Annotated in this window: 26 protein-coding genes; 20 read left to right on the top strand and 6 right to left on the bottom strand. The window is 69.7% G+C overall.

Going from position 1 to position 24,730, the window contains the following annotated elements; translation table 11 throughout:
- Positions 1–115: 115 nt before the first annotated feature.
- Complete coding sequence (locus tag B7438_RS14820; protein ID WP_256922058.1) at positions 116–1,276, top strand: aldo/keto reductase; 1,161 nt, start codon at positions 116–118, stop codon at positions 1,274–1,276.
- 111 nt (positions 1,277–1,387) lie between these two features.
- On the opposite strand, the gene B7438_RS14815 is transcribed toward B7438_RS14820, so the two are convergent.
- Positions 1,388–1,972, bottom strand: coding sequence for a TetR/AcrR family transcriptional regulator (locus B7438_RS14815; RefSeq protein WP_085370433.1), 585 nt, complete (start codon positions 1,970–1,972; stop codon positions 1,388–1,390).
- 169 nt (positions 1,973–2,141) lie between these two features.
- On the opposite strand from B7438_RS14815, the gene B7438_RS14810 reads away from it, so the two are divergent.
- Positions 2,142–3,554, top strand: coding sequence for a pitrilysin family protein (locus B7438_RS14810; protein ID WP_085370431.1), 1,413 nt, complete (start codon positions 2,142–2,144; stop codon positions 3,552–3,554).
- A gap of 37 nt (positions 3,555–3,591) precedes the next feature.
- The gene (locus B7438_RS14805) at positions 3,592–4,194 is read left to right on the top strand and encodes a histidine phosphatase family protein (protein WP_085370429.1); all 603 of its coding nucleotides are present in this window, start codon (positions 3,592–3,594) and stop codon (positions 4,192–4,194) included.
- Between the two features lie 25 nt (positions 4,195–4,219).
- Here B7438_RS14805 and B7438_RS14800 read toward each other — a convergent pair whose 3' ends face one another.
- Complete coding sequence (locus tag B7438_RS14800) at positions 4,220–4,711, bottom strand: GNAT family N-acetyltransferase (protein ID WP_085370428.1); 492 nt, start codon at positions 4,709–4,711, stop codon at positions 4,220–4,222.
- Positions 4,712–4,790: 79 nt separating this feature from the next.
- On the opposite strand from B7438_RS14800, the gene dapB reads away from it, so the two are divergent.
- Together dapB and B7438_RS14790 are read left to right on the top strand one after the other, a co-directional pair.
- A complete protein-coding gene (gene dapB / locus B7438_RS14795; RefSeq protein ID WP_085370426.1) occupies positions 4,791–5,573 on the top strand; it encodes a 4-hydroxy-tetrahydrodipicolinate reductase in 783 nt (260 codons plus the stop codon).
- Between the two features lie 5 nt (positions 5,574–5,578).
- A complete protein-coding gene (locus tag B7438_RS14790; RefSeq protein ID WP_373270203.1) occupies positions 5,579–6,031 on the top strand; it encodes a hypothetical protein in 453 nt (150 codons plus the stop codon).
- 42 nt (positions 6,032–6,073) lie between these two features.
- Here the strand turns inward: B7438_RS14790 and B7438_RS14785 are convergent, their stop codons facing one another.
- The 4 genes from B7438_RS14785 to B7438_RS14770 form a co-directional block, all read right to left on the bottom strand.
- Entirely contained in the window at positions 6,074–6,964 is an 891-nt protein-coding gene (locus tag B7438_RS14785) for a TIGR01777 family oxidoreductase (RefSeq protein WP_085370424.1), read from the bottom strand.
- A gap of 3 nt (positions 6,965–6,967) precedes the next feature.
- On the bottom strand, positions 6,968–7,393 hold the full coding sequence (locus B7438_RS14780; protein ID WP_085370422.1) for an OsmC family peroxiredoxin: 426 nt from the start codon (positions 7,391–7,393) through the stop codon (positions 6,968–6,970).
- A 108-nt stretch (positions 7,394–7,501) separates the two neighbouring features.
- Positions 7,502–7,990: a DUF4395 domain-containing protein gene (locus B7438_RS14775; RefSeq protein WP_085370420.1), complete on the bottom strand. Its 489-nt coding sequence runs from the start codon at positions 7,988–7,990 to the stop codon at positions 7,502–7,504.
- Positions 7,977–8,417 (bottom strand): thioredoxin family protein, encoded by a 441-nt coding sequence (locus B7438_RS14770; protein WP_085370418.1) that lies wholly within the window; start codon positions 8,415–8,417, stop codon positions 7,977–7,979. The genes B7438_RS14775 and B7438_RS14770 overlap by 14 nt, the downstream gene beginning before the upstream one ends.
- A gap of 141 nt (positions 8,418–8,558) precedes the next feature.
- On the opposite strand from B7438_RS14770, the gene dapA reads away from it, so the two are divergent.
- From dapA to miaA, 15 genes are all read left to right on the top strand, one after another.
- Positions 8,559–9,536, top strand: coding sequence for a 4-hydroxy-tetrahydrodipicolinate synthase (dapA, locus tag B7438_RS14765; protein WP_085370416.1), 978 nt, complete (start codon positions 8,559–8,561; stop codon positions 9,534–9,536).
- A gap of 66 nt (positions 9,537–9,602) precedes the next feature.
- Positions 9,603–11,279 (top strand): ribonuclease J, encoded by a 1,677-nt coding sequence (locus B7438_RS14760; RefSeq protein WP_085370414.1) that lies wholly within the window; start codon positions 9,603–9,605, stop codon positions 11,277–11,279.
- A gap of 141 nt (positions 11,280–11,420) precedes the next feature.
- The gene (locus B7438_RS14755; protein ID WP_085370413.1) at positions 11,421–12,425 is read left to right on the top strand and encodes an efflux RND transporter periplasmic adaptor subunit; all 1,005 of its coding nucleotides are present in this window, start codon (positions 11,421–11,423) and stop codon (positions 12,423–12,425) included.
- Positions 12,422–13,126 carry an ABC transporter ATP-binding protein gene (locus B7438_RS14750; RefSeq protein ID WP_085370489.1) on the top strand — a complete coding sequence of 235 codons (705 nt, stop codon included), beginning with the start codon at positions 12,422–12,424 and terminating at the stop codon, positions 13,124–13,126. Before B7438_RS14755 ends, B7438_RS14750 begins: the two co-directional genes overlap by 4 nt.
- Positions 13,123–14,346: an ABC transporter permease gene (locus B7438_RS14745; RefSeq protein WP_085370411.1), complete on the top strand. Its 1,224-nt coding sequence runs from the start codon at positions 13,123–13,125 to the stop codon at positions 14,344–14,346. Before B7438_RS14750 ends, B7438_RS14745 begins: the two co-directional genes overlap by 4 nt.
- A gap of 62 nt (positions 14,347–14,408) precedes the next feature.
- The gene (locus tag B7438_RS14740; protein WP_085370409.1) at positions 14,409–14,900 is read left to right on the top strand and encodes a GNAT family N-acetyltransferase; all 492 of its coding nucleotides are present in this window, start codon (positions 14,409–14,411) and stop codon (positions 14,898–14,900) included.
- Positions 14,901–14,996: 96 nt separating this feature from the next.
- A complete protein-coding gene (locus tag B7438_RS14735; protein ID WP_085370407.1) occupies positions 14,997–17,837 on the top strand; it encodes a DNA translocase FtsK in 2,841 nt (946 codons plus the stop codon).
- A gap of 5 nt (positions 17,838–17,842) precedes the next feature.
- The gene (gene pgsA, locus B7438_RS14730; RefSeq protein ID WP_085370406.1) at positions 17,843–18,466 is read left to right on the top strand and encodes a CDP-diacylglycerol--glycerol-3-phosphate 3-phosphatidyltransferase; all 624 of its coding nucleotides are present in this window, start codon (positions 17,843–17,845) and stop codon (positions 18,464–18,466) included.
- Positions 18,453–18,953, top strand: a complete 501-nt coding sequence (locus B7438_RS14725) for a CinA family protein (protein WP_085370404.1) — start codon at positions 18,453–18,455, stop codon at positions 18,951–18,953. Before pgsA ends, B7438_RS14725 begins: the two co-directional genes overlap by 14 nt.
- A 157-nt stretch (positions 18,954–19,110) precedes the next feature.
- Positions 19,111–19,422 (top strand): helix-turn-helix domain-containing protein, encoded by a 312-nt coding sequence (locus B7438_RS14720; protein ID WP_055895785.1) that lies wholly within the window; start codon positions 19,111–19,113, stop codon positions 19,420–19,422.
- Between the two features lie 90 nt (positions 19,423–19,512).
- On the top strand, positions 19,513–19,737 hold the full coding sequence (locus B7438_RS14715; RefSeq protein ID WP_085370403.1) for a DUF3046 domain-containing protein: 225 nt from the start codon (positions 19,513–19,515) through the stop codon (positions 19,735–19,737).
- Positions 19,738–19,905: 168 nt separating this feature from the next.
- The gene (gene recA / locus B7438_RS14710) at positions 19,906–20,979 is read left to right on the top strand and encodes a recombinase RecA (protein WP_085370401.1); all 1,074 of its coding nucleotides are present in this window, start codon (positions 19,906–19,908) and stop codon (positions 20,977–20,979) included.
- 95 nt (positions 20,980–21,074) lie between these two features.
- A complete protein-coding gene (locus B7438_RS20895) occupies positions 21,075–21,998 on the top strand; it encodes a regulatory protein RecX (protein WP_256922057.1) in 924 nt (307 codons plus the stop codon).
- 82 nt (positions 21,999–22,080) lie between these two features.
- Positions 22,081–23,691 (top strand): tRNA (N6-isopentenyl adenosine(37)-C2)-methylthiotransferase MiaB, encoded by a 1,611-nt coding sequence (gene miaB / locus B7438_RS14695; protein ID WP_085370398.1) that lies wholly within the window; start codon positions 22,081–22,083, stop codon positions 23,689–23,691.
- Between the two features lie 134 nt (positions 23,692–23,825).
- Entirely contained in the window at positions 23,826–24,728 is a 903-nt protein-coding gene (miaA, locus tag B7438_RS14690) for a tRNA (adenosine(37)-N6)-dimethylallyltransferase MiaA (protein ID WP_179150837.1), read from the top strand.
- The last annotated feature ends 2 nt before the right edge of the window (positions 24,729–24,730 follow it).

Genomic DNA, 24,730 nt, shown 5'->3' with positions numbered 1-24,730 from the left:
GGGGAACCGGGGTCCTCGAATCGATTCGAACCGCACGGAGTAAGGGGGAGGGAACATGCCACAGCTGTTACCTCTCCGTCTGCGTGATACGGTCGCGCGACGCGGAGCCACCCCGGTGGAGCCCGCGGATGGTGCCGACGCCGGTCAGACTGCCCGGCCGTCCACGGTCGCGCGCGGTGCGTCCGCTCGCGGTGGCGCCGGAGCGCGGTCGGTGGGAACGGTCGAGACCGGAGCTTTCGAGACGGGCGCTTTCGAAGCCGGCACCCCGGAAGAGGTGCTGACCGAGTCGATCGGCGTCGAGACCGCTGCCATGCCTGCCCTCGATCCGGCCCTCGAACGCACGGGCCCGCTGTCGATCATCGCGCCCCGCCGCATCGGCGAGAGCGACCTCGCGGTCTACCCGCTGTCGCTCGGCGCCAGCGTCTTCGGCTGGACGGCCGACGGCGACACGTCGCTGCGCATCCTGGACAGGTTCGCGCACCTCGGCGGCAACTTCATCGACACGGCGGACAGCTACGTCGGCGGCCGCAGCGAAGTGCTCATCGGCAAGTGGATGCGCGAGCGCGGCAACCGCGACCAGGTGGTCGTCGCCACGAAGGTCGGCCGCCACCACGAGAACCCGGGCCTCGGTTCGGTCAGCATCGTGCGCGCCGTCGAGGCGTCGCTCGAACGTCTGCAGACCGACCACATCGACCTGCTCTACTTCCACGACGACGACCCGGATGTGCCCCTCGAAGACAGCCTTGCGACGGTCGAGTGGCTGATCGAGTCCGGCAAGGTCCGGTACCTCGCCGCGTCCAACTTCAGCGCGGACCGCCTCATCGAGGCGCGCATCCTGTCGTCGACGGGCTTGCCCAAGTTCATCGCGGTGCAGACGCAGTACAACCTGATGCACCGCACCGAGTTCGAGAGCGCACTGCGCATCGTCGCCGCGGCCCAGGGCCTCGCCGTGATGCCGTACTACGCGCTCGCGAACGGGTTCCTCACGGGCAAATACCGCAGCAAGGGCGACCTGAACGCCGACGCCCGCAGCATCCGGGCCGCCGCATACGTCAACCGCAAGGGCCAGCGCGTCCTCGCCGCCCTCGACCGCATCGCGGCCGAGCAGCAGGTCACGCCCGCGAGCATCGCCATCGCCTGGCTCCTCGCCAAGCGCAACGTGGTCGCACCGGTCGCCAGCGCCAGCCGCCCCGAACAGGTGGATGCGCTCATGGTCTCGGCAGGCATCCGCCTCACCAGGGCCAACATGCTCGAACTCGACCGCGTCTCCGAGTAGCTCAGGCGCGGCGCGCAACGCCGTCCGCTCAGGCGGAAATGTCGCTCGATACCGCCCACGATCTCCGCTCCAGCGGAGTCGCGCGCGGCGTGTCGGGCGAGAACTCCGCCGTTACGCCTCCGCGAGGATGCGGTCGAGTGAGCGGTGCAGCGCGGCTCCCGCCGCGATCGCGTCGCCGACGTAGCCGCCGGCGAGCGCGCCATCCCGCGCGAGGATCAGGTCGTCTGCGGCGTCGCCCGGTCGCGGGTGGCCGATGTCGCGGAACAGTTCTTCGATGCGGCGCGCGTACCAGTCGCGGTGGGTGCTGACCGCGACGCGCACCGGGTGGGTCTCGTCGGCGAACTGCGCTGCGGCGTTGATGAACGGGTCACCGTGGAATCCGGGGCGCACCGCTTCGAGGTTGATCGAGTCGACCAGAGCGCGGGCGATCGTGCGCGGGTCGTGGCCTTCGCGTTCCTGCTCGTCGAACCAGTCGCGCACCTGCTTGTCGCGGCCTTCGACGTACGCGATGATCAGCAGGTCTTTCGAGCGGTAGTGCTTGTAGAACGTCGCTTTGGTGACGCGCGCTCCCGCGATGATGCGGTCGACACCCACCGTGTGGATGCCTTCCTGGTAGAAGAGCTCGTCTGCCGTCGCGAGGATCTTGACCTTCGACGGCGCGGGCGGCCGGATGGTCGCTCGGGCACTTACGACCATCCGGCACGACTCCTTCACTGCGGAGGGCGGTCGGGTCCGCCCTCGTGATTCTGCTCCGACGTAGGGACCCGTCGAAGCGCTGTGACACCAGTATATAGTAGACAGACCAGTCTGTTTGTCCTCATTTCGTGCCAAAGGATTCCTGGGCCGCTGGCGTAGGGTGGAAGGGATGAACAGCGCAGTCGACCTCCCGCTCGGTCTGGCCGACCTCTCTTTCGCCGCATCCGGCGACGCGCTGGTCAGGCGCACCGTCCTGCCGAGCGGCGTCCGCATCCTGAGCGAGCAGGTGCCCGGCGCCCGCAGCGCCACTCTCGGATACTGGGTCGCCGTGGGCTCCCGCGACGAAGTGGATGCGATCCCCGCCACCCCGGCACATCCGGCGTCCGGCGGCGCTCCCGCCACACCCGCGCTCCCGGCCGTCCCCGCGAGCTTCGGGTCCACGCACTTCCTCGAGCACCTCCTGTTCAAGGGCACTCCGACCCGGACGGCACTCGACATCGCCATCTCCTTCGACTCGGTCGGCGGAGAGCACAACGCGATGACGGCCAAGGAGTACACCTGCTACTACGCCAAGGTGCAGGACCGCGACCTGCCGATGGCCGTCGAGGTCATCGCCGACATGCTCACCTCCTCGCTCCTCGACCCCGTCGAGTTCGAGAACGAGCGCGGCGTCATCCTCGAAGAGCTGTCGATGGCCGAGGACGATCCGGCCGACGTGGCCAACGAGCGGTTCTTCGAGGCGGTGCTCGGCGCGCATCCACTCGGCCGTCCGATCGGCGGCAGCCCGCAGACCATCCGCGAGGCGACCAGGGATGCGGTGCTCGCGCATTATCGCGCCAACTACCGTCCCCAGGACCTCGTCATCACGGCGGCGGGCGCCGTCGACCACGACCTTCTCGTCTCGGGCGTCGAGCGCGCACTCGTCGCGGCGGGCTGGGACCTGAGCGTGGAGGCGTCCCCGGTCGAGCGCCGCGCATCCACTGCCGCCGCCATCGAGCGCGGCGCGTCGATCGTCGCCGTCCAGCGCCCCACCGAGCAGGCCAACCTCCTCATCGGCGTCCCCGGCATCGTCGCCACCGACGAGCGCCGCACCACGATGGGCGTGCTCAACTCCATCCTCGGCGGCGGGATGTCGTCCCGGCTCTTCCAGGAGGTGCGCGAGAAGCGCGGTCTGGCGTACGCCGTGTACTCGTTCTCCGGCGCATACTCCGACGCCGGGATCTTCGGCCTCTACGCGGGATGCGCTCCCGCAAAGGCCACGCAGGTCGCCGAGCTGATGCTCGGCGAGCTGCACCGCCTCGCCGACGGCGGCGTCACGCCGGACGAGATGCGCCGCGCCGTCGGCCAGCTGTCCGGGGGCGCCGCCCTCGCCCTCGAGGACTCCGACACCAGGATGTCTCGGCTCGGCAGAGCCGAGATCAGCCTGGGCGAGTTCTCCGACCTCGATGAGAGCCTCCGGCGCCTGCACCTCGTCACCGCCGACGATGTGCAGAGCCTCGCCACCGACCTGGCGAGCCGACCGGTCTCCATCTCCGCGGTGGGGAGCGTGACCGACGACCAGTTCGCCGGCCTCGCTCCGTGACCCACCGCTTCCATCCGTACCTCCGAAAGGCTTCCCGGTGCCCCATTACCTCTATCTCGTTCGCCACGGTGAGCAGCAGGATGCAGAACACGGCCTCCCCGACGGCCCGCTCTCGCCGCGTGGCAAGCGTCAGGCCCAGCTGGTCGCTGAACGGCTGAGCGGCGTGCCGTTCACCGGCATGTACCACTCACCGCTGAATCGCGCGGCGGAGACGGCAGCGATCATGGCGGAGCGGATGCCCGCACTGACGCCGGAGCCGTCGAGCCTGCTGTTCGACTGCATCCCGTCCGGGCCGACCCCGGACATGCCGAAGGCGTTCGAGTCGTTCTTCGGCAACGTCACGGACGCGGAGATCGAGGCGGGGCGGGCGCAGATGGACGACGCGGTCGGCGAGTTCCTCACGCCGGCGCTCGGCGACAGGCACGATCTGCTCGTCACCCACAACTTCGTCATCGGCTGGTTCGTGCGGCACGTCTTCGACGCTCCGGCGTGGCGGTGGCTGGGACTCAACCAGGCCAACTGCGGGCTGACCATCATCCGGGTGCGCTCGGCGAAGCCGCCGGTGCTCGTCGTCCACAACGATCTCGGGCACCTGCCCGTCGAGCTGCGCACGGGCCTGCCGGAGCTGCAGCCGGTCTAGTCGCGGGGCGCCTCGCGCGCTGCAGTCACAGCTGCTTGAGGAACCAGTCCGTCGCGTTGGGGTTGTCGTTGTACGGCTGGATGTTCTCGTAGCCGTGCGACCGGTACAGCCCGCCGGCCGCCTCCAGGCTGGCGTTGGTGTCGAGCACCACTTCGGTCGCACCGAACCCGCGCGCCCGGTGCTCCAGCTCGGACAGGATCGCGCGCCCCAGCCCCTGTCCGCGGTGCGCGGGTGCGACCCACAGGTGCTTGATCTCGTAGCGCACCACCGGCAGCTCGGGGTCGGCGTCGGCGAGCGGGACGCTGAGCTCTCTCACGCCGCCGCAGCCGGCCTCGCCGTCCTCGTCGTACGCCAGCAGGAACACCCCGGCGGGTGGCACGAACTGGCTGGGGTCGGGGAAGGTCGTGCGGTATGCGCCCTGCGACGCGGGGAAGGAGACCGCCCGCTCCGCGAAGTAGTCGCTGAGCATCCGGTGGGCGGTCGCATCCGTGACGGCGACATCAGCAAAAGACACCATCGCCCCAGCGTAGTTCCGTGGCGGGCGTGTGCCGCGCATCCCGGATCTTTCCCAGAGGCGCGGCGGGTAGATTGGTCTGGTGACTATTCGCGTAGCCGTCGCTGGGGCGACCGGAAAACTGGGCAGCGTCGCCGTGCGGCTGATCGAGGAGGCCGACGACGTCGAACTCGTCGCCAGCCTCGGCTCCCGCTCCCCGCTGGAAGACATGCTCGGTGCAGACGTGCTGGTCGACATGACCCTCCCGGCGGTCAGCCCCGGCATCGTCGCCTTCGCGGTCGACAACGGGCTGAACGTGCTCGTCGGCACCTCCGGATGGTCGGCCGACCGCATCCTGGACCTCGAGCGCCGCGTGGCCGCCCACGAGGGCGTTGGCGCCGTCGTCATCCCCAACTTCTCGCTCGGCTCCGCTCTCGGAACCGCCTTCGCGACGGTCGCCGCCCGGTTCTTCGACTCCATCGAGATCATCGAGGCCCACGGACCAGGCAAGGTCGACTCGCCCTCCGGCACCGCGGTGCGCACCGCCGAGCTGATCGGCGCAGCCCGAGCGGAACGCGGCCCCGTGGATGCCCCGCACACCGACCAGCGCGCCCGCGGCCAGCAGGTGGCGAGCGTCCCCATCCACAGCCTCCGGATGCGCGGGATCGTCGCGCAGCAGCAGGTCGTCTTCGGCGGCGCGGGGGAGACCCTGACGATCCGGCACGACACCGTCGGCTCCGAGTCGTACGAGGCGGGCATCCTGCTCGCGCTCCGCGCTGCGGCGTCGACCGTCGGCGTCACGGTCGGGCTCGACAAGCTGATCGACCTGGGCATCGCGGAGCCCGACGGCGAGCCGCCCCGGCCCACCGTGCGCGAGACGGCGTAACGGCCGTGCGGAACCGTATCGCCGCCATCGTCATGGCGGTCATCCTCGCGGTCTACTTGGTGCTCGTCCTGCAGCGCGCCGTCATGCTCATGGCGACCGGCGAGGGCATCGCGATCGCGATGGGCGTCGCGCTGCTCGCGCTGCCGATCGTGGCGGCGTGGGCGATCGGCCGGGAGCTGCTGTTCGGCGCCCGCACCGAGAAGCTGGTCAAGATCCTGGATGCGGAGGGCGGCCTCCCCGTCGAAGACCTCCCCGTCCGCGCCAGCGGCCGTCCCCTGCGCGACGCGGCCGACGAGGAGTTTCCTCGCTACAAGGCCGAGGTGGAGGCGCAGCCGGAGAGCTGGCGCGCGTGGTTCCGGCTCGGGCTCGCCTACGACGCGTCCGGCGACCGCAAGCGGGCGCGCTCCGCCCTGCGCGAGTCGATCCGACTGTACCGCACGGAGCAGCGCGCGGCGTAGCAGGCCGCAGAGCGGCGCACCGCCCAGCAGCCGCAGCCGCGACTACCGCTTCGCGACCAGCCGCTCCATCGCATCCCGCACCGTCGGCTCGGAGAACACGAACCCGTCGTCGAGCAGCTTCTGCGGCACCACCTTCTGGCTGGCCAGCAGCAGCTCGCGTCCGGCGTCGCCGAGTGCCAGCGTGATCGCCTTGGCGGGCAGAGGCAGTCCGTACGGCCGCCGCAGCGTCGCCGCGAGCGCGCGCAGCACCGTGTCGGCCGTCGCCGGTGTCGGTCCTGCCACATTCACCGGTCCGTGCAGCGTCGAGTCGAGCAGGTGCACGATGGCCGCGGCCTCGTCGTGCAGGCTCACCCACGGCCAGTGCTGGCCGCCGCCCGCGATCGGCCCGAGCAGCCCGAGACGTCCGGCGGGGAGCAGCGGCTTCATCGCGCCCCCGCGCCCGACGACCACGCCGGTCCGCACCGTGACCACGCGCGTCTTCTCCGGCGCGAGGTGCGCGGCGGACTCCCACGCCTCGACCACGTCGGAGAGGAAGCCCGTGCCCTTGATCGCCGTCTCCGTCAGCTTCTGGCCGGGCCGGTCGCCGTAGAACCCGACGGCCGAGCCGCTCACGAACACCGCGGGGGGAGAGCCGGCCATCCGCATCGCGTCCGTCAGGGTGTGCGTGGCCTCCAGGCGCGAGGCGAGGATGGTCCGCTTCCACGCGGGCGTCCACGGCAGGCGGCTGATGGATGCGCCGGACAGGTTGACCACCGCATCCACTCTGTCCATCAGCGTGAAGTCGATGATGCGGGCGGCGGGCGCCCAGTTGTATTCGTTCGCGGCCGACGGCGCACCGCGGACCAGTCTCAGCACCTCGTGCCCCTGCGCAGCCAGCTGTGCGGTGACCTCGGTGCCGATCATGCCGGAGGCGCCCGCGATGAGCACCCTCATCGGCTAGACCAGGGTGGCGTCGATGGTGATCGGGATGCCGACCAGCGCGCGGGAGACGGGGCAGCCTGTCTTCGCTTCGTCGGCGAGTCGGTTGAAGTCCTCGACCGAGAGACCGGGCACGGTCGCCTCGACCACCAGGTGGCTGCCGGTGATGCCCTCCGCGGGGTCGAAGCCGACGTGCGCGGTGACCTGGAGGCGCTCCGGGGTGGTGCCGAAGCTGCTGAGGGCGTTGGAGAACGCCATCGAGAAGCACGCGGAGTGCGCGGCGCCGAGCAGTTCCTCGGGCGTCGTCACGTCGCTGGAGCCCTGCGAGCGGGCGGCCCAGGTGACGGGGAACTGTGCGGAGTGCGACGAGTCGAGGGTGACCTCGCCGGAGCCGGACTTCAGGTCGCCGGTCCAAACGGTTGTCGATGCGCTCGTGACTGCCATGTGTGGTCCTCCTCGTTGTTCCCCCGCACGGTGCGCGGACGGTTCGACCAGCCTAATCGCGCCCCCAGACACCGAGGCAGGGCGTACGGGGGATTCCCTGGTATTCGTTCAGGCGGCTGCGACGCCGCCGCGGCGGATCACGCCGGCGCGCACGAGCAGCAGGTAGATCTGGCAGCCGAGGCAGTATCCGAAGACGGAGTTGAGGAAGGCGGCGACGAACGCCAGCGCCGCGGCGATCGGGAGCATGGCCGGCACCCCGAGCAGGTGCAGGAGCAGGCCGAGCCCGGTGACGACCAGCCCGACCCCCTGGGCGAAGGTCGGGGGAGCAGGGTCCTCGAGCTCTGCTGGCGGCGCGAGCCTGGGGCGCACGACGGTGCGGAACAGCGCGCCGTACGGGTGGCGCCGGATGCCGGCGAACGCACCCCAGGCGAAGAGCAGTGCGATCACGAGCAGCAGCCAGAACGCCGCCGTCGTCGCGCCGACCAGGCCGAGGAACACGTCGATGAGGAGGAGCACGGCCGTGATGCCCGCCCCGAAGCGGGGCGATCGGGGGTCGATCCCGGCGCGGACGGTGGGTGTCTGTTCAGGCGTTGACATGGTCGCTCCCGGTGATCTGGTCGATGGTGATGCGCACCTCGTCGGCGCGGGCCGCCCCTCCGATGCGTGCGCGGATGGCGCCGGAGGTGTCGAGCACGAGGGTGGTGGGCGTCTGCAGCACGCCGAAGCGCGAGGCGAGGTCCGGACGGTGGGTGAGGTCCACATCCACGTGGGCGACGCCCGGCCGCTCGTCGGCGATGCCGCTCAGGATGCGGGCGGTCGCCGTGCACGGCGCGCAGAACTCGGTGGAGAACTGGAGGAGCGTCGCGGCGCTGCCGAAGGTGGGGGCTCCGACCTCTGCGGCCGTGACGACACGCGTCTGCCTGGCGGTGCGGACGCGTCCGGTGGTCCTGCGCCAGAGCAACCCGCCCACCGTGGCGGCGACGACGAGCGCGACGAGCACGGCGGCCGCTTCCCAAGCGTTCATGGACCGTGACGTTACGCCCGCTGGGGCACCGGATGCGGAGTGTGACGGCGGATGACGCAGGCGCATGTGGATAACGGGGACTGTCCACAGATCCGACGAGGGGGAGAGCGCCCGGAGCGACCGACCCGATAACCTTGAGCCATGTCGAACTCCGCGAATCCGTTCGGCCAGGTCCTCGTGGCCCTGGTCACCCCGTTCACCGCCGATGGCGAGGTCGACTGGGCCGGCGTGGAGAAGCACATCGACGACGTGATCACCGCGGGGGCAGACGGCATCGTCGTCACCGGCACGACCGGGGAGACCTCCACCCTCACCGACCACGAGAAGCTGCGGCTGGTCGAGGTCGGCAAAGACGTGGCGGCCGGTCGCGCCAAGATCATCACGGGCGGCGGCTCCAACGAGACGGCGCACGCCATCCAGCTCTATCAGCAGAGCGAGAAGGCGGGGGCGGACGGCGTGATGATCGTCACTCCCTATTACAACAAGCCCACCCAGGCGGGCATCCTCACCCACTTCCGGCTCATCGCGGACTCCACCGACCTTCCGGTGATCCTCTACGACATCCCCGGCCGCACCGGCGTCCCGATCAAATACGAGACCATCCTCCGCATCGCCAAGCACCCCAACGTGCTCGCCATCAAAGACGCGAAGGGCGATTTCAGCGAGGTCAGCCGGGTGCTCAACCAGACCGACCTGCTCTACTTCTCCGGCGACGACGCCAACGTGCTCCCGCACCTGGCCATCGGAGCAACGGGCCTCATCGGCGTCACGGCCAACATCGCCGCGCGGCCGTACCGCCAGATCGTGGATGCGGTCAACGCGGGCGATCTCGCCACTGCCACCGCGGCGCACCAGAAGCTCGAACCGCTGGTGCGCGCCGTCATGACGCACGTGCCGGGCACGGTCGCCGCGAAGTACATCCTGCACGGCCTCGGCCGCATCTCCAGCCCGCGCGTGCGCCTGCCGCTCGTCGGTCCGGAGGAGTGGGAGGCTGCTCAGATCGAAGACGAGCTCGACCTCGTCAAAGACATCCCCGGTGTCGACTTCTCCAACTTCCGGCCGGATCGCAACGCCGCAGCAGGCGGTGCTCTGCCCCGAATCGCCGGAACAACTCGATAGGCCGCTGCGATTGCACGGCGTGAACCACAACAGGCGCACAGCGCCGGTATCTGTTTAGGAGGGCACATGCCCAACCTCGTCTCCGACCCGCCCGCACTCGAACCGGGCACCCTCAGGATCATCCCCACCGGCGGCCTGGGGGAGATCGGCCGCAACATGACGGTCTTCGAATACGAGGGCAAGCTCCTCATCGTCGACTGCGGCGTCCTCTTCCCCGAAGAGAACCAGCCCGGCGTCGACCTGATCCTGCCCGACTTCGCACCGGTCCGCGACCGGCTCGACGACGTGGTGGGCGTCGTGCTCACGCACGGCCACGAAGACCACATCGGCGCCGTGCCATATCTGCTCAAGCTGCGCAGGGACATCCCGCTCATCGGCTCCGGCCTCACCCTCGCTCTGGTGGAGGCGAAGCTCAAGGAGCACCGCATCCAGCCGTACAGCCTCACCGTCAAGGAGGGGCAGGTCGAGCAGCTCGGGCCGTTCTCGCTCGAGTTCGTGGCCGTCAACCACTCGATCCCGGATGCGCTCGCCGTCGCGATCACCACGCCGGCCGGCGTCGTGCTGCACACCGGCGACTTCAAGATGGACCAGCTCCCGCTGGACGACCGCCTGACCGACCTGCGGGCCTTCGCCCGCCTCGGCGAGAAGGGCGTCGACCTGTTCCTGGCCGACTCCACGAACGCCGACGTGCCCGGCTTCACCCCGCTCGAACGATCCATCGGTCCCGTGCTCGACAACGTCATCGCCCGCGCTCCGCGCCGCGTGATCGTCGCGAGCTTCTCCAGCCACGTGCACCGGGTGCAGCAGGTGCTCGACGCCGCGGCCGCCAACGGACGACGCGTCGCGCTGCTCGGCCGTTCGATGGTGCGCAATATGGGCATCGCCGCCGACCTCGGCTACCTCAAGGTGCCGGAGGGCGTGCTGATCGACTACAAGAAGGCAGCCGACCTGCCGGACGACGAGATCGTCTACATGTCCACCGGCTCGCAGGGAGAGCCGATGGCCGTGCTCGCGCGCATGGCCAACCTCGACCACCAGATCGAGATCGGCCAGGGCGACACGGTCATCCTGGCGTCCAGCCTCATCCCGGGCAACGAGAACGCGGTGTACCGCGTGATCGACGGCCTGACCAAGCTCGGCGCGAACGTCGTGCACAAGGGCAATGCCAAGGTCCACGTCTCCGGGCACGCGGCCGCGGGCGAGCTGCTCTACTGCTACAACATCCTGAAGCCGAAGAACGTCATGCCGGTGCACGGCGAGTACCGTCACCTGGTCGCGAACGCGCGTCTGGCGATGGACACCGGCGTCCCGGAGCAGAACACCATCCTCGCCGAAGACGGCACCGTGATCGACCTGCGCGACGGAGTCGCCCGGGTCGTCGGCCAGCTCGACCTCGGCTTCGTCTACGTGGACGGTTCGAGCGTCGGCGAGATCACCGACGCCGACCTCAAAGACCGCAGGATCCTCGGCGAAGAGGGCTTCATCTCGATCATCGTCGTGGTCGAGGCGGCCACCGGCCGCATCGTCACGGGCCCGGAGATCCACGCGCGCGGCTTCGCCGAAGACGACGCCGTGTTCGACGCGGTCAAGCCGAAGATCGCCTCCGCGCTGGCGGAGGCGGCCCACAACGGTGTCCGCGACTCGCACGCGCTCTCGCAGGTCGTGCGCCGCACCGTCGGTCGCTGGGTCAACACCAGCTACCGCCGTCGTCCGATGATCGTTCCGCTCGTGATCGAGGCGTGACGGGCTAGCGAACAAGCCGCCGGGGGGTGGCCCCTCGTCCGCGTCGCGGGCGAGGGACTAGATAACTCAAAGAAGAAAGCAGGAACAGTGGGGGTAACGCGACGATGGGTCTTTCCCATCATCCGTCTGGTTCTCGTCGCAGTGGTTGCGGCGGCGCTCGTCAAACTGGCGTTCTTCGGTGACGGCCCATCGGCGTCCGATCCGCTGCAGCCGACCGCCGAGCTGAGCGATCCGACCGTGGCCGTGCAAACCGGCACGATCGTCAACGATGTGACCGTGAGCGGTTCCATCGTCGCCGATCCCGCCGCACCGGTCAGGGCCACGGCCGCCGGTGTGGTCGACGAGGTGCAGGTCGCCGTCGGCGCCGCGGTGGAGGCCGGAGCGACGCTCTACGACATCAAGGTGGAGACGCCACGCGACCCGGTCGAGACGACAGGGCCCGATGGCGTTCCCGTCGTCACGCAGCCGAAGCCCGCTGTCAGCTACGTCGAGGTCACCGCCCCGATCGGCGGCATCGTCAGCGCTCTGCCGGTCATCCCCGGCCAGTCGGTGGCGGTCGGCGAGGCGACGGGCGGCATCGCGCCTCCCACGTTCTCGGCCACGGCATCCCTGCCGTCCGCCCAGCAGTACCGGTTGCTCAACCGACCGACGGAGGCCGTGGTGACCATCAAGAACGGCCCGGCGCCGTTCACCTGCACCGGCCTCAGCATCACCACGCCCGCCGCGACCGCCGACACGGCACAGACCCCGCCGGCCGGCTCCGAGCAGCAGGGCGGCGGAGGCGCATCCGGATCGTCGACCACCGTCCGCTGCGCGATCCCGGCCGGCGTCACCGTGTTCGCGGGTCTCTCCGCCGACCTCACCATGTCCGGCGGCCGGGCGGAGGGCGTGCTCACCGTTCCCACCACGGCCATCAAGGGCACGGCCGAGAAGGGCATCGTCTTCCTGCCGGACCCGAAGGGCGGGGCGCCGAAGGAGGTCGCCGTGACCCTCGGTCTCACCGACGGTACCGCCGTCGAGGTCCGCGGCGGGGTGAAGGAGGGCGACACGATCCTCGAGTTCGTCCCTGGCGCACCGATGCCCGACGAGAACGGGTGCGTCACCGGGCCCGACGGCTCGATGTCCTGCGCGTCGGTCGGCTCGTGACCCTGCTGCGACTCGAGGGTGTGACCAAGACGGTCGACATCCCGGACGCCGAGCCGCTGACCATCCTGCACGGCGTCGACCTCGTCGTCGAACACGGGGAGCGCACCTCGATCGTCGGGCGTTCCGGCTCCGGCAAGTCCACCCTGCTCAACATCCTGGGCCTGCTGGATGCGCCGACCTCCGGGGTGTTCGAGTTCGACGGCCGATCGGTCGCCCGGCTGAGGTCGGGTGCGCGCGATCGGCAGCGCGGTGCGGACGTCGGCTTCATCTTCCAGCAGTTCAACCTGCTGTCGGGGCGTTCCGCGCTCGAGAACGTGATGACCCCGCTGCTCTACGCGAGCGGGCGCCGGTTCTGGCGGCGCAGGGCCATCGCCGCCGAGATGCTCGACAAAGTCGGGCTGGGCCACCGCCTCGACACGATGCCGGAGAAGCTCTCCGGCGGTGAGCAGCAGCGCGTCGCCATCGCCAGAGCCCTCGTGCGCGAACCGCGCCTCATCCTCGCCGACGAGCCGACCGGCGCCCTCGATGTGGAGACGGGGACCTCGGTGATGGGGCTCCTCGACACCGTCGCGACCGACTACGGCGCAGCTCTCGTCACCATCACGCACGACCCGGCGATCGCGGCGCTCGCCGACGAGCGGCACCGGCTGGACGCCGGCCGGCTGCATCCGGTCGAGTCCGGCGCGGAGGTGCCGGCGTGAGGGCGGTCGAGTCGGTCTGGGGCGCGATCGTCGAAGCCTGGCAGGAGGTGCGCATCCACCGGGTGCGCGTGCTGCTGTCACTGATCGGCGTCGCCGTCGCGGTGTGCGCGCTGAGCTCCGTCGTCGGGCTCGCGAACATCGCGCAGCAGGGCCTCACGGAGTCCAACGAGCGGTTCGGCGGCCGGCCGGCGCTGCTGTCCGTCTCCGCGTCGTACGGCCCGGACGGCACGCCGCTCGTGGGGGGAGGGCTGCCCCAGGCGTGGGCCGGGGTCGTCGAACGCCACAAGATCGAGTACACCTCGTCCGTGCGCCCATTCGGGATGCGCGTGCAGTTCCGCGGAGGCGTCGCCGAGGTCAACACCACGGCCGTCGACCAGCCGTATGCGGCGATGCACCGCCTCCGCATCTCGGAAGGGTCCTGGTTCGCGAAGTCCGACACGGAGCGGTTGGCACCGGCGCTCGTAGTCAACGGCGATTTCTGGCGCAAGCTGGGCTCGCCGTCGCTAGCGTCGCACCCCACCGCACGCGTCCTGAGCGGCGATGGGGAAGTGACGGCGGTCGTCGTCGGCGTCTTCCGCACGCCCGCCGGGGAGGACATGACGCCGTCGGCGTACGTGCTCACCCCCGCGTCCGCTCCGCTGATGTCGGTCGACTACACGGGCGGCGCACCGGCGAACCTGGAGGCGTGGGTGCCGCCGCACCTGGCCGATCCTCTCGCCCAGGCCATCCGGGAGGAGCTGGACCAGTCGCTCGGAGCAGGAACGGCGAGCGTCAACCGGCAGGACTACCTGGCTCACGGCGACGATCCCCTCGGATTCTTGAAGCTCGCCGTCGGGGGGATCGCCGTGCTCGTGCTGCTGCTCGGCGCTCTCGGGCTCGTCAACATCGCACTGGTGACGGTGCGCCACCGCATCCGGGAGATCGGGGTGCGGCGGAGTTTCGGGGCGACGGCCGGGCGGGTGTTCTTCGCCGTGATGATGGAGAGCGTCGTCGCGACGATGGTCGCCGGAGCGGCGGGCGTCGGCCTGTCCATCCTGATCGTGAAGAGTCCGTGGCTCGAGCAGCTGATCGGTCGCGGGATGGTGTCCGACCTGCCGCCGTTCCCGGTGGAGGCCGCGGTGATCGGGATGGTCGCCGCCACCGCCGTCGGAGCGCTCGCCGGGCTGCTTCCTGCGCTCGTCGCGGTGCGGGTGAAGGTGATCGACGCCATCCGGTATTGACGGGCAGGCGCGCGGCGGTTTTCGTAACCTCGCTGTTACACGTCTCCCGGTAGCGTTCCTGCATGACAGCATTCCGGATCAGGGCGGCGACCGGAGACGACGCGCGCTTCCTCGCCGACATGCTCGTCGAGGCGTCCAACTGGAACCCGGCCACCAGCCGGCCGAGGGTCGCCGTGCTCGACGACACCAAGGTGTCCCGCTACGTCAGCGGCTGGATGCGGCCGGGCGACTTCGGATCTGTCGCGATCGACGCGCGCGACGTGCCGGTGGGGGCGTGCTGGGGGCGCTTGTTCCCCGCCAATGCGCCCGGCTACGGCTTCGTGGCCGTCGGCGTCCCGGAGCTGACGCTCGGCGTGAACACCCAGTGGCGTGCACGAGGCGTCGGGCGCGCGCTGTTGCAGGCGGTCGCCCGGCAGGCGAGCGCCGCCGGGCACAGCCGCGTCAGCCTGAGCGTCGAGCGCGCGAACTTCGCCCAGCGCCTCTACATCAGCGAGGGATACATCACCGTCGCGTCCGGCGAGAACGCGGACACGATGGTCAGAGCCGTGCACTGACCCGGCTCTCCTGCACAGAACCGGCCTGCGACCGATTTTCCACAATCAGCGCGCGGTAACCGCAGGAAGACGGGGGCGCGAAGTACCGTGGACCCTATGGCTACGAGCACCAAGTCGACATCGCGCGCACGGAACTCCTCCGGCCGCGGCGGCTCGGCCGCGCGCAAGCCGGCGGCGAAGACCGCGACCCAGAAGACGGTCGCATACCCGACCGCCGACGCGGGGCCGAAACCCCTGGTCCGCGCGTGGATGGGCCTCGCTCACCTCACGGGCGCCGCCTTCCGCGCCCTCGGGCCCGAGAAGCTCGCCAAGGAGGAGCGCCGGGACGGTTTCCCGTTCTTCCTCGTCCTCCTCGCCGTCGCCGGCGCCGTGGTCGAGTGGTTCCTCATCAACGACGAGGTCGCCCGCACTCTGGATGCGTGGACGTTCGGCGGATTGTTCGGGCGCGTGGCGTTCGCGCTCCCCGTCATCATGGTGCTGTTCGCCGGGTGGTTGTTCCGGCATCCGAGCTCCGTCCACGACAACACGCGCATCGGCATCGGCCTGAGCATCCTGCTGCTCACCATCTCCGGCCTGTGCCACCTGTTCAGCTTCCACCCGCAGCCCAGCGACGGCATGGCGAAGCTCGCTGAAGCCGGGGGAGTGCTCGGCTGGCTGCTCGCCGCACCGCTCTCCGCGCTGATCACGCCGTATGGCGCTGCCGCCGTGATCATCGTGCTGCTCATCCTGAGCATCTTCATCATCACCAAGACCCCGCCGAACAAGGTGGGCGTCCGGGTGCGCGAGCTCTACGCATACCTGTTCGGCGCGCAGCTTCCCACGGAGGAGGAGCGTCAGGCCGCCAAGGAGGCCAAGACCCAGCAGGTGGAGCTCGACGGGGTCGACGGCGACGACGGCGACCAGGAGGCGAACCTGCCCTGGTGGCGCAGGAACAAGTCCGGGCGTGAGGAAGACCCTGCGTTCGACACCCCTGTGGTCGAAGACGGCATCACCGAGGTGTTCGGCGACCGTCCCAAGAAGGGCAAGGGCGAGTTCGCCACGGCCCTCGAGCCCGATCCGGCCAGCGACCACTACAACACCGAGGTGCTCAGCGAGCTCGCCAACGCGGAGGACGCCCTCAAGCGCTTCACCGGTGAGATCGCGCCCGCCGCTCCCGCTCCGTGGCCACCGGCCGCTGCGGCAGCACCCGCCGTGCTCCCCGGGTTCGTCCCCGACGCACAGGGTGCAGGCGCAGACGACTTCGACGAGACCGCCGCCATCCCGTCCGCCTCGGAGCCCGCCGCTCCATACCACCTGCCCTCCGCCGGGATGCTCTCGGCCGGGACCCCGGCCAAGACCCGGTCGAGCGCGAACGAAGACATCGTCGCGGCGATCACCGAGGTGCTGACGCAGTTCGGCGTCGACGCGCAGGTCACCGGATACTCGCGCGGCCCGACGGTGACGCAGTACGAGATCGAGCTCGGCCCCGGCGTGAAGGTCGAGCGCGTCACCGCGCTCAGCAAGAACCTGTCGTACGCGGTCGCGAGCAACGAAGTGCGCATCCTGTCCCCGATCCCCGGCAAGAGCGCCATCGGCATCGAGATCCCGAACTCCGATCGCGAGATCGTCTCCCTCGGCGATGTGCTGCGTTCGGGCGCGGCGACCAAGAGCACCCACCCGATGACCATCGGCGTCGGCAAAGACGTCGGCGGCGGGTTCGTCGTCGCCAACCTGGCGAAGATGCCCCACCTCCTCGTGGCCGGTTCCACCGGCTCCGGAAAGTCGAGCTTCGTCAACTCGATGATCACCAGCCTGCTGATGCGCGCCAAGCCGTCGGACGTTCGCATGGTGCTGATCGACCCGAAGCGCGTCGAGCTGACCATCTACAGCGGCGTGCCGCACCTCATCACGCCCATCATCACGAACCCCAAGAAGGCGGCGGAAGCGCTGCAGTGGGTCGTGAAAGAGATGGACATGCGCTACGACGACCTCGCGAGTTTCGGCTTCCGGCACATCGACGACTTCAACAAGGCCGTCGTCAACAACGAGATCGTCCTCCCTGCCGGCAGCGAGCGCACGCTCAAGCCGTACCCGTACCTCCTCGTCGTCGTCGACGAGCTCGCCGACCTGATGATGGTCGCACCGCGAGACGTCGAGGACTCGATCGTGCGCATCACGCAGCTGGCGCGTGCGTCCGGCATCCACCTGGTGCTCGCCACCCAGCGGCCGTCGGTGGATGTGGTCACCGGCCTCATCAAGGCGAACGTCCCGTCGCGACTGGCCTTCGCCGTGACCAGTGTCACGGACTCGCGCGTCATCCTGGACCAGCCGGGCGCCGACAAGCTCATCGGCCAGGGCGACGCCCTGTTCCTGCCGATGGGGGCGTCCAAGGCGATCCGCGTGCAGGGCGCATGGGTCAACGAGGCCGAGATCCAGAAGGTCGTCGAGCACGTCACCAGGCAGGCGCGGCCGGAGTACCGGCAGGATGTCGCCGCCGGCGCGGAGAAGAAGCAGATCGACTCGGACATCGGCGACGACCTCGAGCTGCTGCTCGCCGCCGCCGAGCTGGTGGTGTCGCTGCAGTTCGGCTCCACCTCGATGCTGCAGCGCAAGCTCCGGGTCGGCTTCGCCAAGGCGGGGCGCCTGATGGACCTGCTGGAATCGCGCGAGATCGTCGGCCCGTCCGAAGGCTCGAAGGCGAGGGACGTGCTCGCCACGGCCGACCAGCTCCCGTCCGTGCTCGCGATGCTGCGCGGCGAGGAATCGCCCGGCGGGGCTGCGCCTGCCGCGTCCGCCCCGTCCGGTGCGCCTGCTGCGCCCGCCGCGACCGTCGCGTCTGCCGGCGCCATGGACGACGACCAGTACGGCGGAGACCCGGTCGCACGGATGACCGAGGGCTATCCTGAGGTGGACGGCGACTCGGACGAGGACGCCTGGCAGCTGACCGACAGGGAGTAGATCACATGTCGGTGCACGACACGCCTCCGCCTGCCCCGGCGGAGGGCACGCCAGCACGGGCGAGCAACTGGAACCTGCCCAACATCATCACCGTGGTGCGCATCCTGCTCGCCCCGCTGTTCGTGTGGATGCTCCTGGCGGACGCCGGCGACGACGGCTGGCTCCGCTGGGCGGCGGCCGTGCTGTTCGTCATCGCCATCGCCACCGACGGCGTCGACGGCGCCATCGCCCGGCGCAACAACCTCGTCACCGAGCTGGGCAAGCTTCTCGACCCGATCGCCGACAAGGTGCTCACCGGCGGCGCCCTGGTCGCGCTCTCCATCCTGAACGAGCTCCCGTGGTGGGTGACCATCGTCATCCTGGTGCGCGAGATCGGCATCACCGTGTACCGCTTCGTGGTGATCCGGCAGGGCGTCATCGCCGCATCCCGTGGCGGCAAGATCAAGACCATCGTGCAGTCCGTCGCCATCAGCCTGGCGCTGTTCCCGCTCTGGACCCTGTTCGGCGACTGGGTGTTCTGGGTCAACGGCATCGTGATGACGGTCGCCGTGATCCTCACCGTCGTCACCGGGTTCGACTACCTCTGGCAGGCCTGGAAGGGCCGGAGGGCGAAGCGTGCCGTCGCCTGACCTGGTCGCACGCCTCATCCCGTACCTCGCCGACCGCGGTCTCACCGTCGCGGCGGCGGAGTCTCTCACCGGCGGGGAGCTCTGCGCAGAACTGACCAAGGTCGGCGGAGCATCCGCGGTGATGCTCGGCGGGGTGGTCGTCTACGCCACCGAGCTGAAGCACACGCTCACCGGCGTGGATGCGGCCCTGCTCGCGGCGGAGGGCCCCGTGCATCCCGAGGTCGCCAGGCAGCTGGCCTCCGGGGTCCGGGATGCGCTCGCGGTCGACGGCAGGCCGGCGTCCATCGGTCTCTCCACCACCGGCGTCGCAGGGCCGGACCCGCAGGGCGGCCGCGCGGTGGGCACGGTGTTCGTCGGGATCTCGACCGCGGAGGGGACGCGCGCCGTCGAGCTCGCGCTCACCGGGACGCGGGCGGAGATCCGGCGTGAGGTGGTCGAGCGGGTGCTCGCGGAGCTGGCCGATGAGGTCGGTCTCGATCCGTCGTAACCGGCGGGAATACGCGCTGTTACGGTCTCGTTACACCTGCTGCATTCACAAGAAAAGCCCAGTCGTCATCGATATCGTTGAGCCTCATAAGATGCGCTAGTGTTGGCATCCCTAACAAGGTCCGATCCGTCGGCAGGGTAGAAGAAGGAGGCTCCGAATGATTCTTGTACGTCAGGAAATCGGCGACGTGCTCAGGGACTTCCGCCTGCAAAAGGGCCGTACGCTCCGACAGGTGGCCAGCAAGGCGAGTGTCGCCCTCGGCTATCTCAGCGAGGTCGAGCGCGGTCAGAAGGAAGCTTCGTCCGAGATTCTCGCCTCGGTCGCCGAAGCGCTGGACACCCCCATCTCCGTCATCATGCGCGAGGTCGGTGACCGCCTCGCAGTGCTGGAGGGGATCGAGCCCATCATCCCCGACACCGTCCCCGACGAGTTCGTGTCGGCGATGGACGCGGATCTGGTCGCACGCTGATTCAGACTCATCAGAAGACGCCCCGGGAGACCGGGGCGTCTTTCGTTTCCGCCGACGGAGAGCGTCGGTCCAGACACGTAGGGTGGTCCCATGAAGTTGAGTGAGTTCCAGCGCGCGATCCTCGACGAGTTCGGTTCGACGTACGGCCAGGCGCTCACGACCGACCTGGTGCTCGGCGAACTCGGCAACCGCACGGCGCAGCAGGCGCTCGCAGCCGGGGTCGCCCCGCGCGAGGTGTGGATCGCGCTCTGCCGCGAGACCGGCGTGCCGCAGTCGCACTGGTACGGCGCAGGCAAGCCGGCTCCGAAGCGCTGACGCGACACGCCGCATTCGAAAGTCTCGAAGATATGTTCGGATGTAGCTAGACTCCTTCACAACGGCAATCGAAAACGGGTTGTCCACAGTTTGCACGCTCGATGTCCGGGTGTCGGACGTCCCCCGTACAGTCGATCTCGTTAGCGAAGCCGAGAAGGAGAACCGCACATGCCATCACCCGCAGACCGCGAAAAGGCGCTCGAGACCGCGCTCGCGCAGATCGACCGCCAGTTCGGCAAAGGCTCGGTCATGCGACTGGGCAGCGACGAGCGCGCACCCGTCGAGGTCGTCCCCACCGGCTCGATCGCCCTGGACGTCGCGCTCGGCATCGGCGGCCTCCCGCGAGGCCGCATCGTCGAGATCTATGGTCCGGAGTCGTCGGGTAAGACCACGCTGACTCTGCACGCCATCGCCAACGCTCAGCGCGCAGGCGGCATCGCCGCCTTCATCGACGCCGAGCACGCGCTCGACCCCGAATATGCTCGCAAGCTCGGTGTCGACATCGACGCCCTGCTCGTGTCGCAGCCCGACACGGGTGAGCAGGCGCTCGAGATCGCCGACATGCTCGTGCGAAGCGGCTCCATCGACCTGATCGTCATCGACTCCGTCGCGGCGCTCGTGCCCCGCGCCGAGATCGAGGGCGAGATGGGCGACTCCCACGTCGGTCTGCAGGCCCGCCTCATGTCGCAGGCGCTCCGCAAGCTCACCGGTGGGCTCAACCAGACCAACACCACGATGATCTTCATCAACCAGCTGCGCGAGAAGATCGGTGTCTTCTTCGGAAGCCCGGAGACCACCGCCGGTGGTAAGGCGCTCAAGTTCTACGCGTCGGTCCGCCTCGACATCCGTCGCATCGAGACCCTGAAAGACGGAGCGGACGCCGTCGGCAACCGCACCCGCGTCAAGGTCGTCAAGAACAAGATGGCGCCGCCGTTCAAGCAGGCCGAGTTCGACATTCTCTACGGTGTCGGCATCTCCCGCGAGGGCAGCCTGATCGACTTCGGTGTCGAGCACGCGATCGTCAAGAAGTCCGGCGCCTGGTACACCTACGAGGGCGACCAGCTCGGCCAGGGCAAGGAGAACTCGCGCAACTTCCTCATCAACAACCCCGACATCGCGCTCGACATCGAGAACAAGATCAAGATCAAGCTCGGTATCGTCGCCGACCCGAACGCGGTCGCCGAGGCGCCCGACAACGTCGGGTCCATCGAGGCGAGGCTGCAGGCGAAGAAGGGCGCGTAGCGTCTGCCGTGTGGCACCCGGCAGCCGATGGCTTACTGGGTGCCGCACGATTCGATCGAGGCGAGAAGCACGGCGAGAAGAACGAGGAGTGACCCGTGGTGGTGCGATTTCCCTCCGAGTCCGAGTCGGGCGCGGGTCGTGAGCCCGCGGGCGACGGCACGGCCGGTGACGGTGCTGCTGCTCGCGGCGCGGCCGCTGAGGACCGTGCTGCGGAGCAGCTGGCCCCGGTGACCTACCTGCCGCGGTCTCGCGGCGCCGACCATCCTTCCCGGCTGGGCAGAGGCGCGCACACGAACGCGGCGGAGAGCGATTCGCCTCGTCCGGTCGTCGCCTTTCCGTCCACGGGGCCGGCGGCTGTGGACACTGAGCGCGCGGCGGCCGATCGCAAGCGCACGACGGGTCTGTGGTCGAAGGCGTTCCTGGAAGACTCCGCCGACGATGCTGATGGGTCGCGCGGTGCAGACGCGTCGGACTCCGGCGATGAGCCGGAGCGTGGCGGGGCAGCGCGCGACACGGAGAGCGTCGCCGAGAAGCAGGTCAAGCGCGCATCCAACGTGTCGATCCACCAGCTCGCCCGGCGCGGCATGTCGCGGTGGGAGCTCGAGCAGGTGCTCGCCAAGCGCGAGATCGACCCGGCCGTCGCCCAGGCCGAGCTCGACCGGCTCGAGAGCGTCGGCCTGCTCGACGACGCCGCGCTGGCCGTCACGCTCGTCTATACCCAGCACAACCGCAAGGGGCTTGGTCTGTCGGCCATCGCCCAGGAACTGAACAGGCGGCACATCGCGCCGGAGCTGATCGAGGAAGCCCTCGCCGAGATCGCCGACGACGACGAGCTGGAACGCGCCACCGAACTGGCCATGAAGCGTGTCGGGCAGCTGTCCACCTACGACGACGAGACGGCGAAGCGCAGGCTCCACGGTTTCCTCGCGCGCAAGGGCTACAGCTCCGCCATCGTGCGCCAGGCGATGGATGCGGCACTCGCCACCCGGGGCCGTCGCGGCGGGGTGCGGTTCCAGTAGTGTGCCCCGAGTCGACGTGCGCCATCCGGCGTCGTTCGCGCGGTTCGGTTCTTCAGCGCGTCGAACGTAAACTTGTCGCACTATGAGCATCACCGAAGAGCGAAGCACCATCGCGCCGTCGGACGCGGCCGTCCGCCCGGACGGTCGGGCGCGCACCTACGAGGTCCGAACGTTCGGCTGCCAGATGAACGTGCACGACTCCGAGCGGCTGAGCGGGTCGCTCGAAGCGGCGGGCTACATCGCCGCAGACGGTGAAGAGGCCGACATCGTCGTCATCAACACCTGCGCCGTCCGCGAGAACGCCGACAACAAGCTCTACGGCAACCTCGGGCACCTCGCCGCCGTGAAGAAGCGGCACGACGGCATGCAGATCGCCGTCGGCGGCTGCCTCGCCCAGAAAGACAAGAACGTCATCCTCGAGAAGGCACCGTGGGTCGACGTGGTCTTCGGCACGCACAACATGGGCTCGCTTCCCAGCCTCCTGGAGCGGGCGCGGCACAACGACGCCGCTGAAATCGAGATCCTCGAGTCGCTCGAGACCTTCCCGTCGACCCTGCCGACCAAGCGCGACTCCAGCTACAGCGGCTGGGTGTCCATCTCGGTCGGGTGCAACAACACCTGCACGTTCTGCATCGTGCCGTCGCTGCGCGGCAAGGAGAAAGACCGTCGCCCCGGCGACATCCTCGCCGAGATCCAGGCGCTCGTCGACGACGGTGCCATCGAGGTCACGCTGCTCGGCCAGAACGTCAACTCCTACGGCGTCGAGTTCGGCGACCGTCAGGCGTTCTCCAAGCTGCTGCGCGCCGCCGGCGAGATCGACGGGCTGGAACGCATCCGGTTCACCAGCCCGCACCCTGCGGCGTTCACAGACGACGTGATCGACGCGATGGCGGAGACGCCGTCGGTGATGCCGCAGCTGCACATGCCGCTCCAGTCCGGGTCCGACCGCATCCTCAAGGCGATGCGCCGCTCGTACCGTTCCGAGAAGTTCCTCGGCATCCTCGACCGCGTCCGCGCGAAGCTGCCGGATGCGGCGATCAGCACCGACATCATCGTCGGCTTCCCCGGCGAGACCGAGGAAGACTTCCTCGAGACGATGCGTGTGGTCGAAGCGGCACGCTTTGCCTCCGCGTTCACGTTCCAGTACTCGATCCGTCCCGGCACCCCCGCGGCGACGATGGCCGACCAGGTTCCCAAGGCGGTCGTGCAAGATCGGTACGAGCGGCTGACCGCGCTGCAGGAGCGAATCTCGCTCGAAGAGAACCAGAACGTGATCGGCCGCCAGGTCGAGCTGCTCGTCGCCAACGGCGAGGGCCGCAAAGACGCCGACACCCACCGCCTCAGCGGGCGCGCCCACGACAGCCGCCTCGTGCATTTCGAGGTCCCAGCCGGCTCGCCCGTCCCGCGGCCCGGCGACGTGGTCACGGTGACGGTCACCCAGGCGGCGCCCTTCTACCTGATCGCCGACTCGGCCGACGGAGCACCCCTCGCCATCCGGCGCACCAGGGCCGGCGACGCGTGGGACAGGGCGGAAGCGGAGTCCTGCGCGGTCCCGACGCACGCCGATGGCGTCGCCTCCGGCGGAAAGGGCCGCGTCTCGCTCGGCCTCCCCACCCTCCGCGTCGGCGAGCCGCTCACCTCGCCCGGCGTCGGCACGATGCCCATCTACGACCCGACGGACGGCCTGCGCTGACCGCGCCCGCCGCGGAGCCGCCGGAGCCGTCCGCCGACGGCGTGGCGACGCCTGCGCTGACCGCGGCCGCCGTGTCCGCGCCCGCACCGAACACCGCACCGACGCCGAGCGCCGCGCCTTCCGCTTCCACTCCCATCGTCGCCATCGTGGGGCCGACCGGCACAGGCAAGACCGACCTCTCGCTTGCGCTGGCGGAGCGGCTGCTGGCCGACGGGCGCGGGGCGGAGATCGTCAACGCCGACGCCATGCAGCTCTACCGGGGCATGGACATCGGCACCGCGAAGATCGGGCAGGGGGAGTGGCGGGGCATCCCGCACCACCTGTTCGACGTGCTCGACGTCACCGACGAGGCCACCGTCGCCCGCTACCAGCCGGAGGCGCGCGCGACCATCACCGGCATCCTGGATCGCGGCAACGTGCCCATCCTCGTCGGCGGGTCCGGGCTATACGTATCGAGCGTCATCTACGACTTCCGGTTCCCCGGCACCGACCCCGAACTGCGCGCACAGCTCGAAGCCGAACTCACAGCCCACGGGCCCGGGATGCTGTACCGCCGCCTGCTCGACGCCGACCCCGCCGCCGCGGCGAACATCGGTCCGAGCAACGGGCGGAGGCTGGTGCGCGCTCTGGAGGTCGTCGCGCTCACCGGCGAGCCCGTCAGCGCCTCCCTGCCCGACGAGCCCGTGCCGTGGCGGCCGTCCACCATCATCGGGCTCGCCGCCCCGCGCGACGAACTCACCGCGCGACTGGATGCGCGCGTCGAGCGGATGTGGGAGGCGGGGCTCCTCGACGAGATCGAGGCCCTCATCCCGCTCGGGCTGGAACGCGGCGTCACCGCGAGTCGCGCCATCGGGTATGCCCAGGCCCTCGCGGAACTGCGCGGCGAACTCACGCGCGCCGAGGCCATCGCCCAGACGCAGCAGCTCACCCGGCGGTATGCGCGGCGGCAGGTCAGCTGGTTCAAGCGGTACCCGCGCATCCACTGGCTGGACTACGACGACGAGAATCTGACCGCCGCGGCGCTCGGTAGGCTGTGAGC

The organism is Leifsonia sp. NCR5 (genome assembly GCF_002105485.1).
GTDB lineage: Bacteria > Actinomycetota > Actinomycetes > Actinomycetales > Microbacteriaceae > Leifsonia.
The sequence above is the reverse complement of the archived record's forward strand: the minus strand, read 5'-3'. Positions and strand labels throughout refer to the sequence as shown.

Coding starts and splice junctions, on each gene's coding strand:
- dapA (WP_085370416.1), top strand. CDS start 8,559: ATGTCGAACTCCGCGAATCCGTTCGGCCAGGTCCTCGTGGCCCTGGTC.
- recA (WP_085370401.1), top strand. CDS start 19,906: ATGCCATCACCCGCAGACCGCGAAAAGGCGCTCGAGACCGCGCTCGCG.
- B7438_RS14785 (WP_085370424.1), bottom strand. CDS start 6,964: ATGAGGGTGCTCATCGCGGGCGCCTCCGGCATGATCGGCACCGAGGTC.
- B7438_RS14780 (WP_085370422.1), bottom strand. CDS start 7,393: ATGGCAGTCACGAGCGCATCGACAACCGTTTGGACCGGCGACCTGAAG.
- B7438_RS14815 (WP_085370433.1), bottom strand. CDS start 1,972: ATGGTCGTAAGTGCCCGAGCGACCATCCGGCCGCCCGCGCCGTCGAAG.
- pgsA (WP_085370406.1), top strand. CDS start 17,843: ATGTCGGTGCACGACACGCCTCCGCCTGCCCCGGCGGAGGGCACGCCA.
- B7438_RS14735 (WP_085370407.1), top strand. CDS start 14,997: ATGGCTACGAGCACCAAGTCGACATCGCGCGCACGGAACTCCTCCGGC.
- B7438_RS14800 (WP_085370428.1), bottom strand. CDS start 4,711: ATGGTGTCTTTTGCTGATGTCGCCGTCACGGATGCGACCGCCCACCGG.
- B7438_RS14770 (WP_085370418.1), bottom strand. CDS start 8,417: ATGAACGCTTGGGAAGCGGCCGCCGTGCTCGTCGCGCTCGTCGTCGCC.
- B7438_RS14715 (WP_085370403.1), top strand. CDS start 19,513: ATGAAGTTGAGTGAGTTCCAGCGCGCGATCCTCGACGAGTTCGGTTCG.
- B7438_RS14760 (WP_085370414.1), top strand. CDS start 9,603: ATGCCCAACCTCGTCTCCGACCCGCCCGCACTCGAACCGGGCACCCTC.
- B7438_RS14720 (WP_055895785.1), top strand. CDS start 19,111: ATGATTCTTGTACGTCAGGAAATCGGCGACGTGCTCAGGGACTTCCGC.
- B7438_RS14775 (WP_085370420.1), bottom strand. CDS start 7,990: ATGTCAACGCCTGAACAGACACCCACCGTCCGCGCCGGGATCGACCCC.
- miaB (WP_085370398.1), top strand. CDS start 22,081: ATGAGCATCACCGAAGAGCGAAGCACCATCGCGCCGTCGGACGCGGCC.
- B7438_RS14740 (WP_085370409.1), top strand. CDS start 14,409: ATGACAGCATTCCGGATCAGGGCGGCGACCGGAGACGACGCGCGCTTC.
- B7438_RS14810 (WP_085370431.1), top strand. CDS start 2,142: ATGAACAGCGCAGTCGACCTCCCGCTCGGTCTGGCCGACCTCTCTTTC.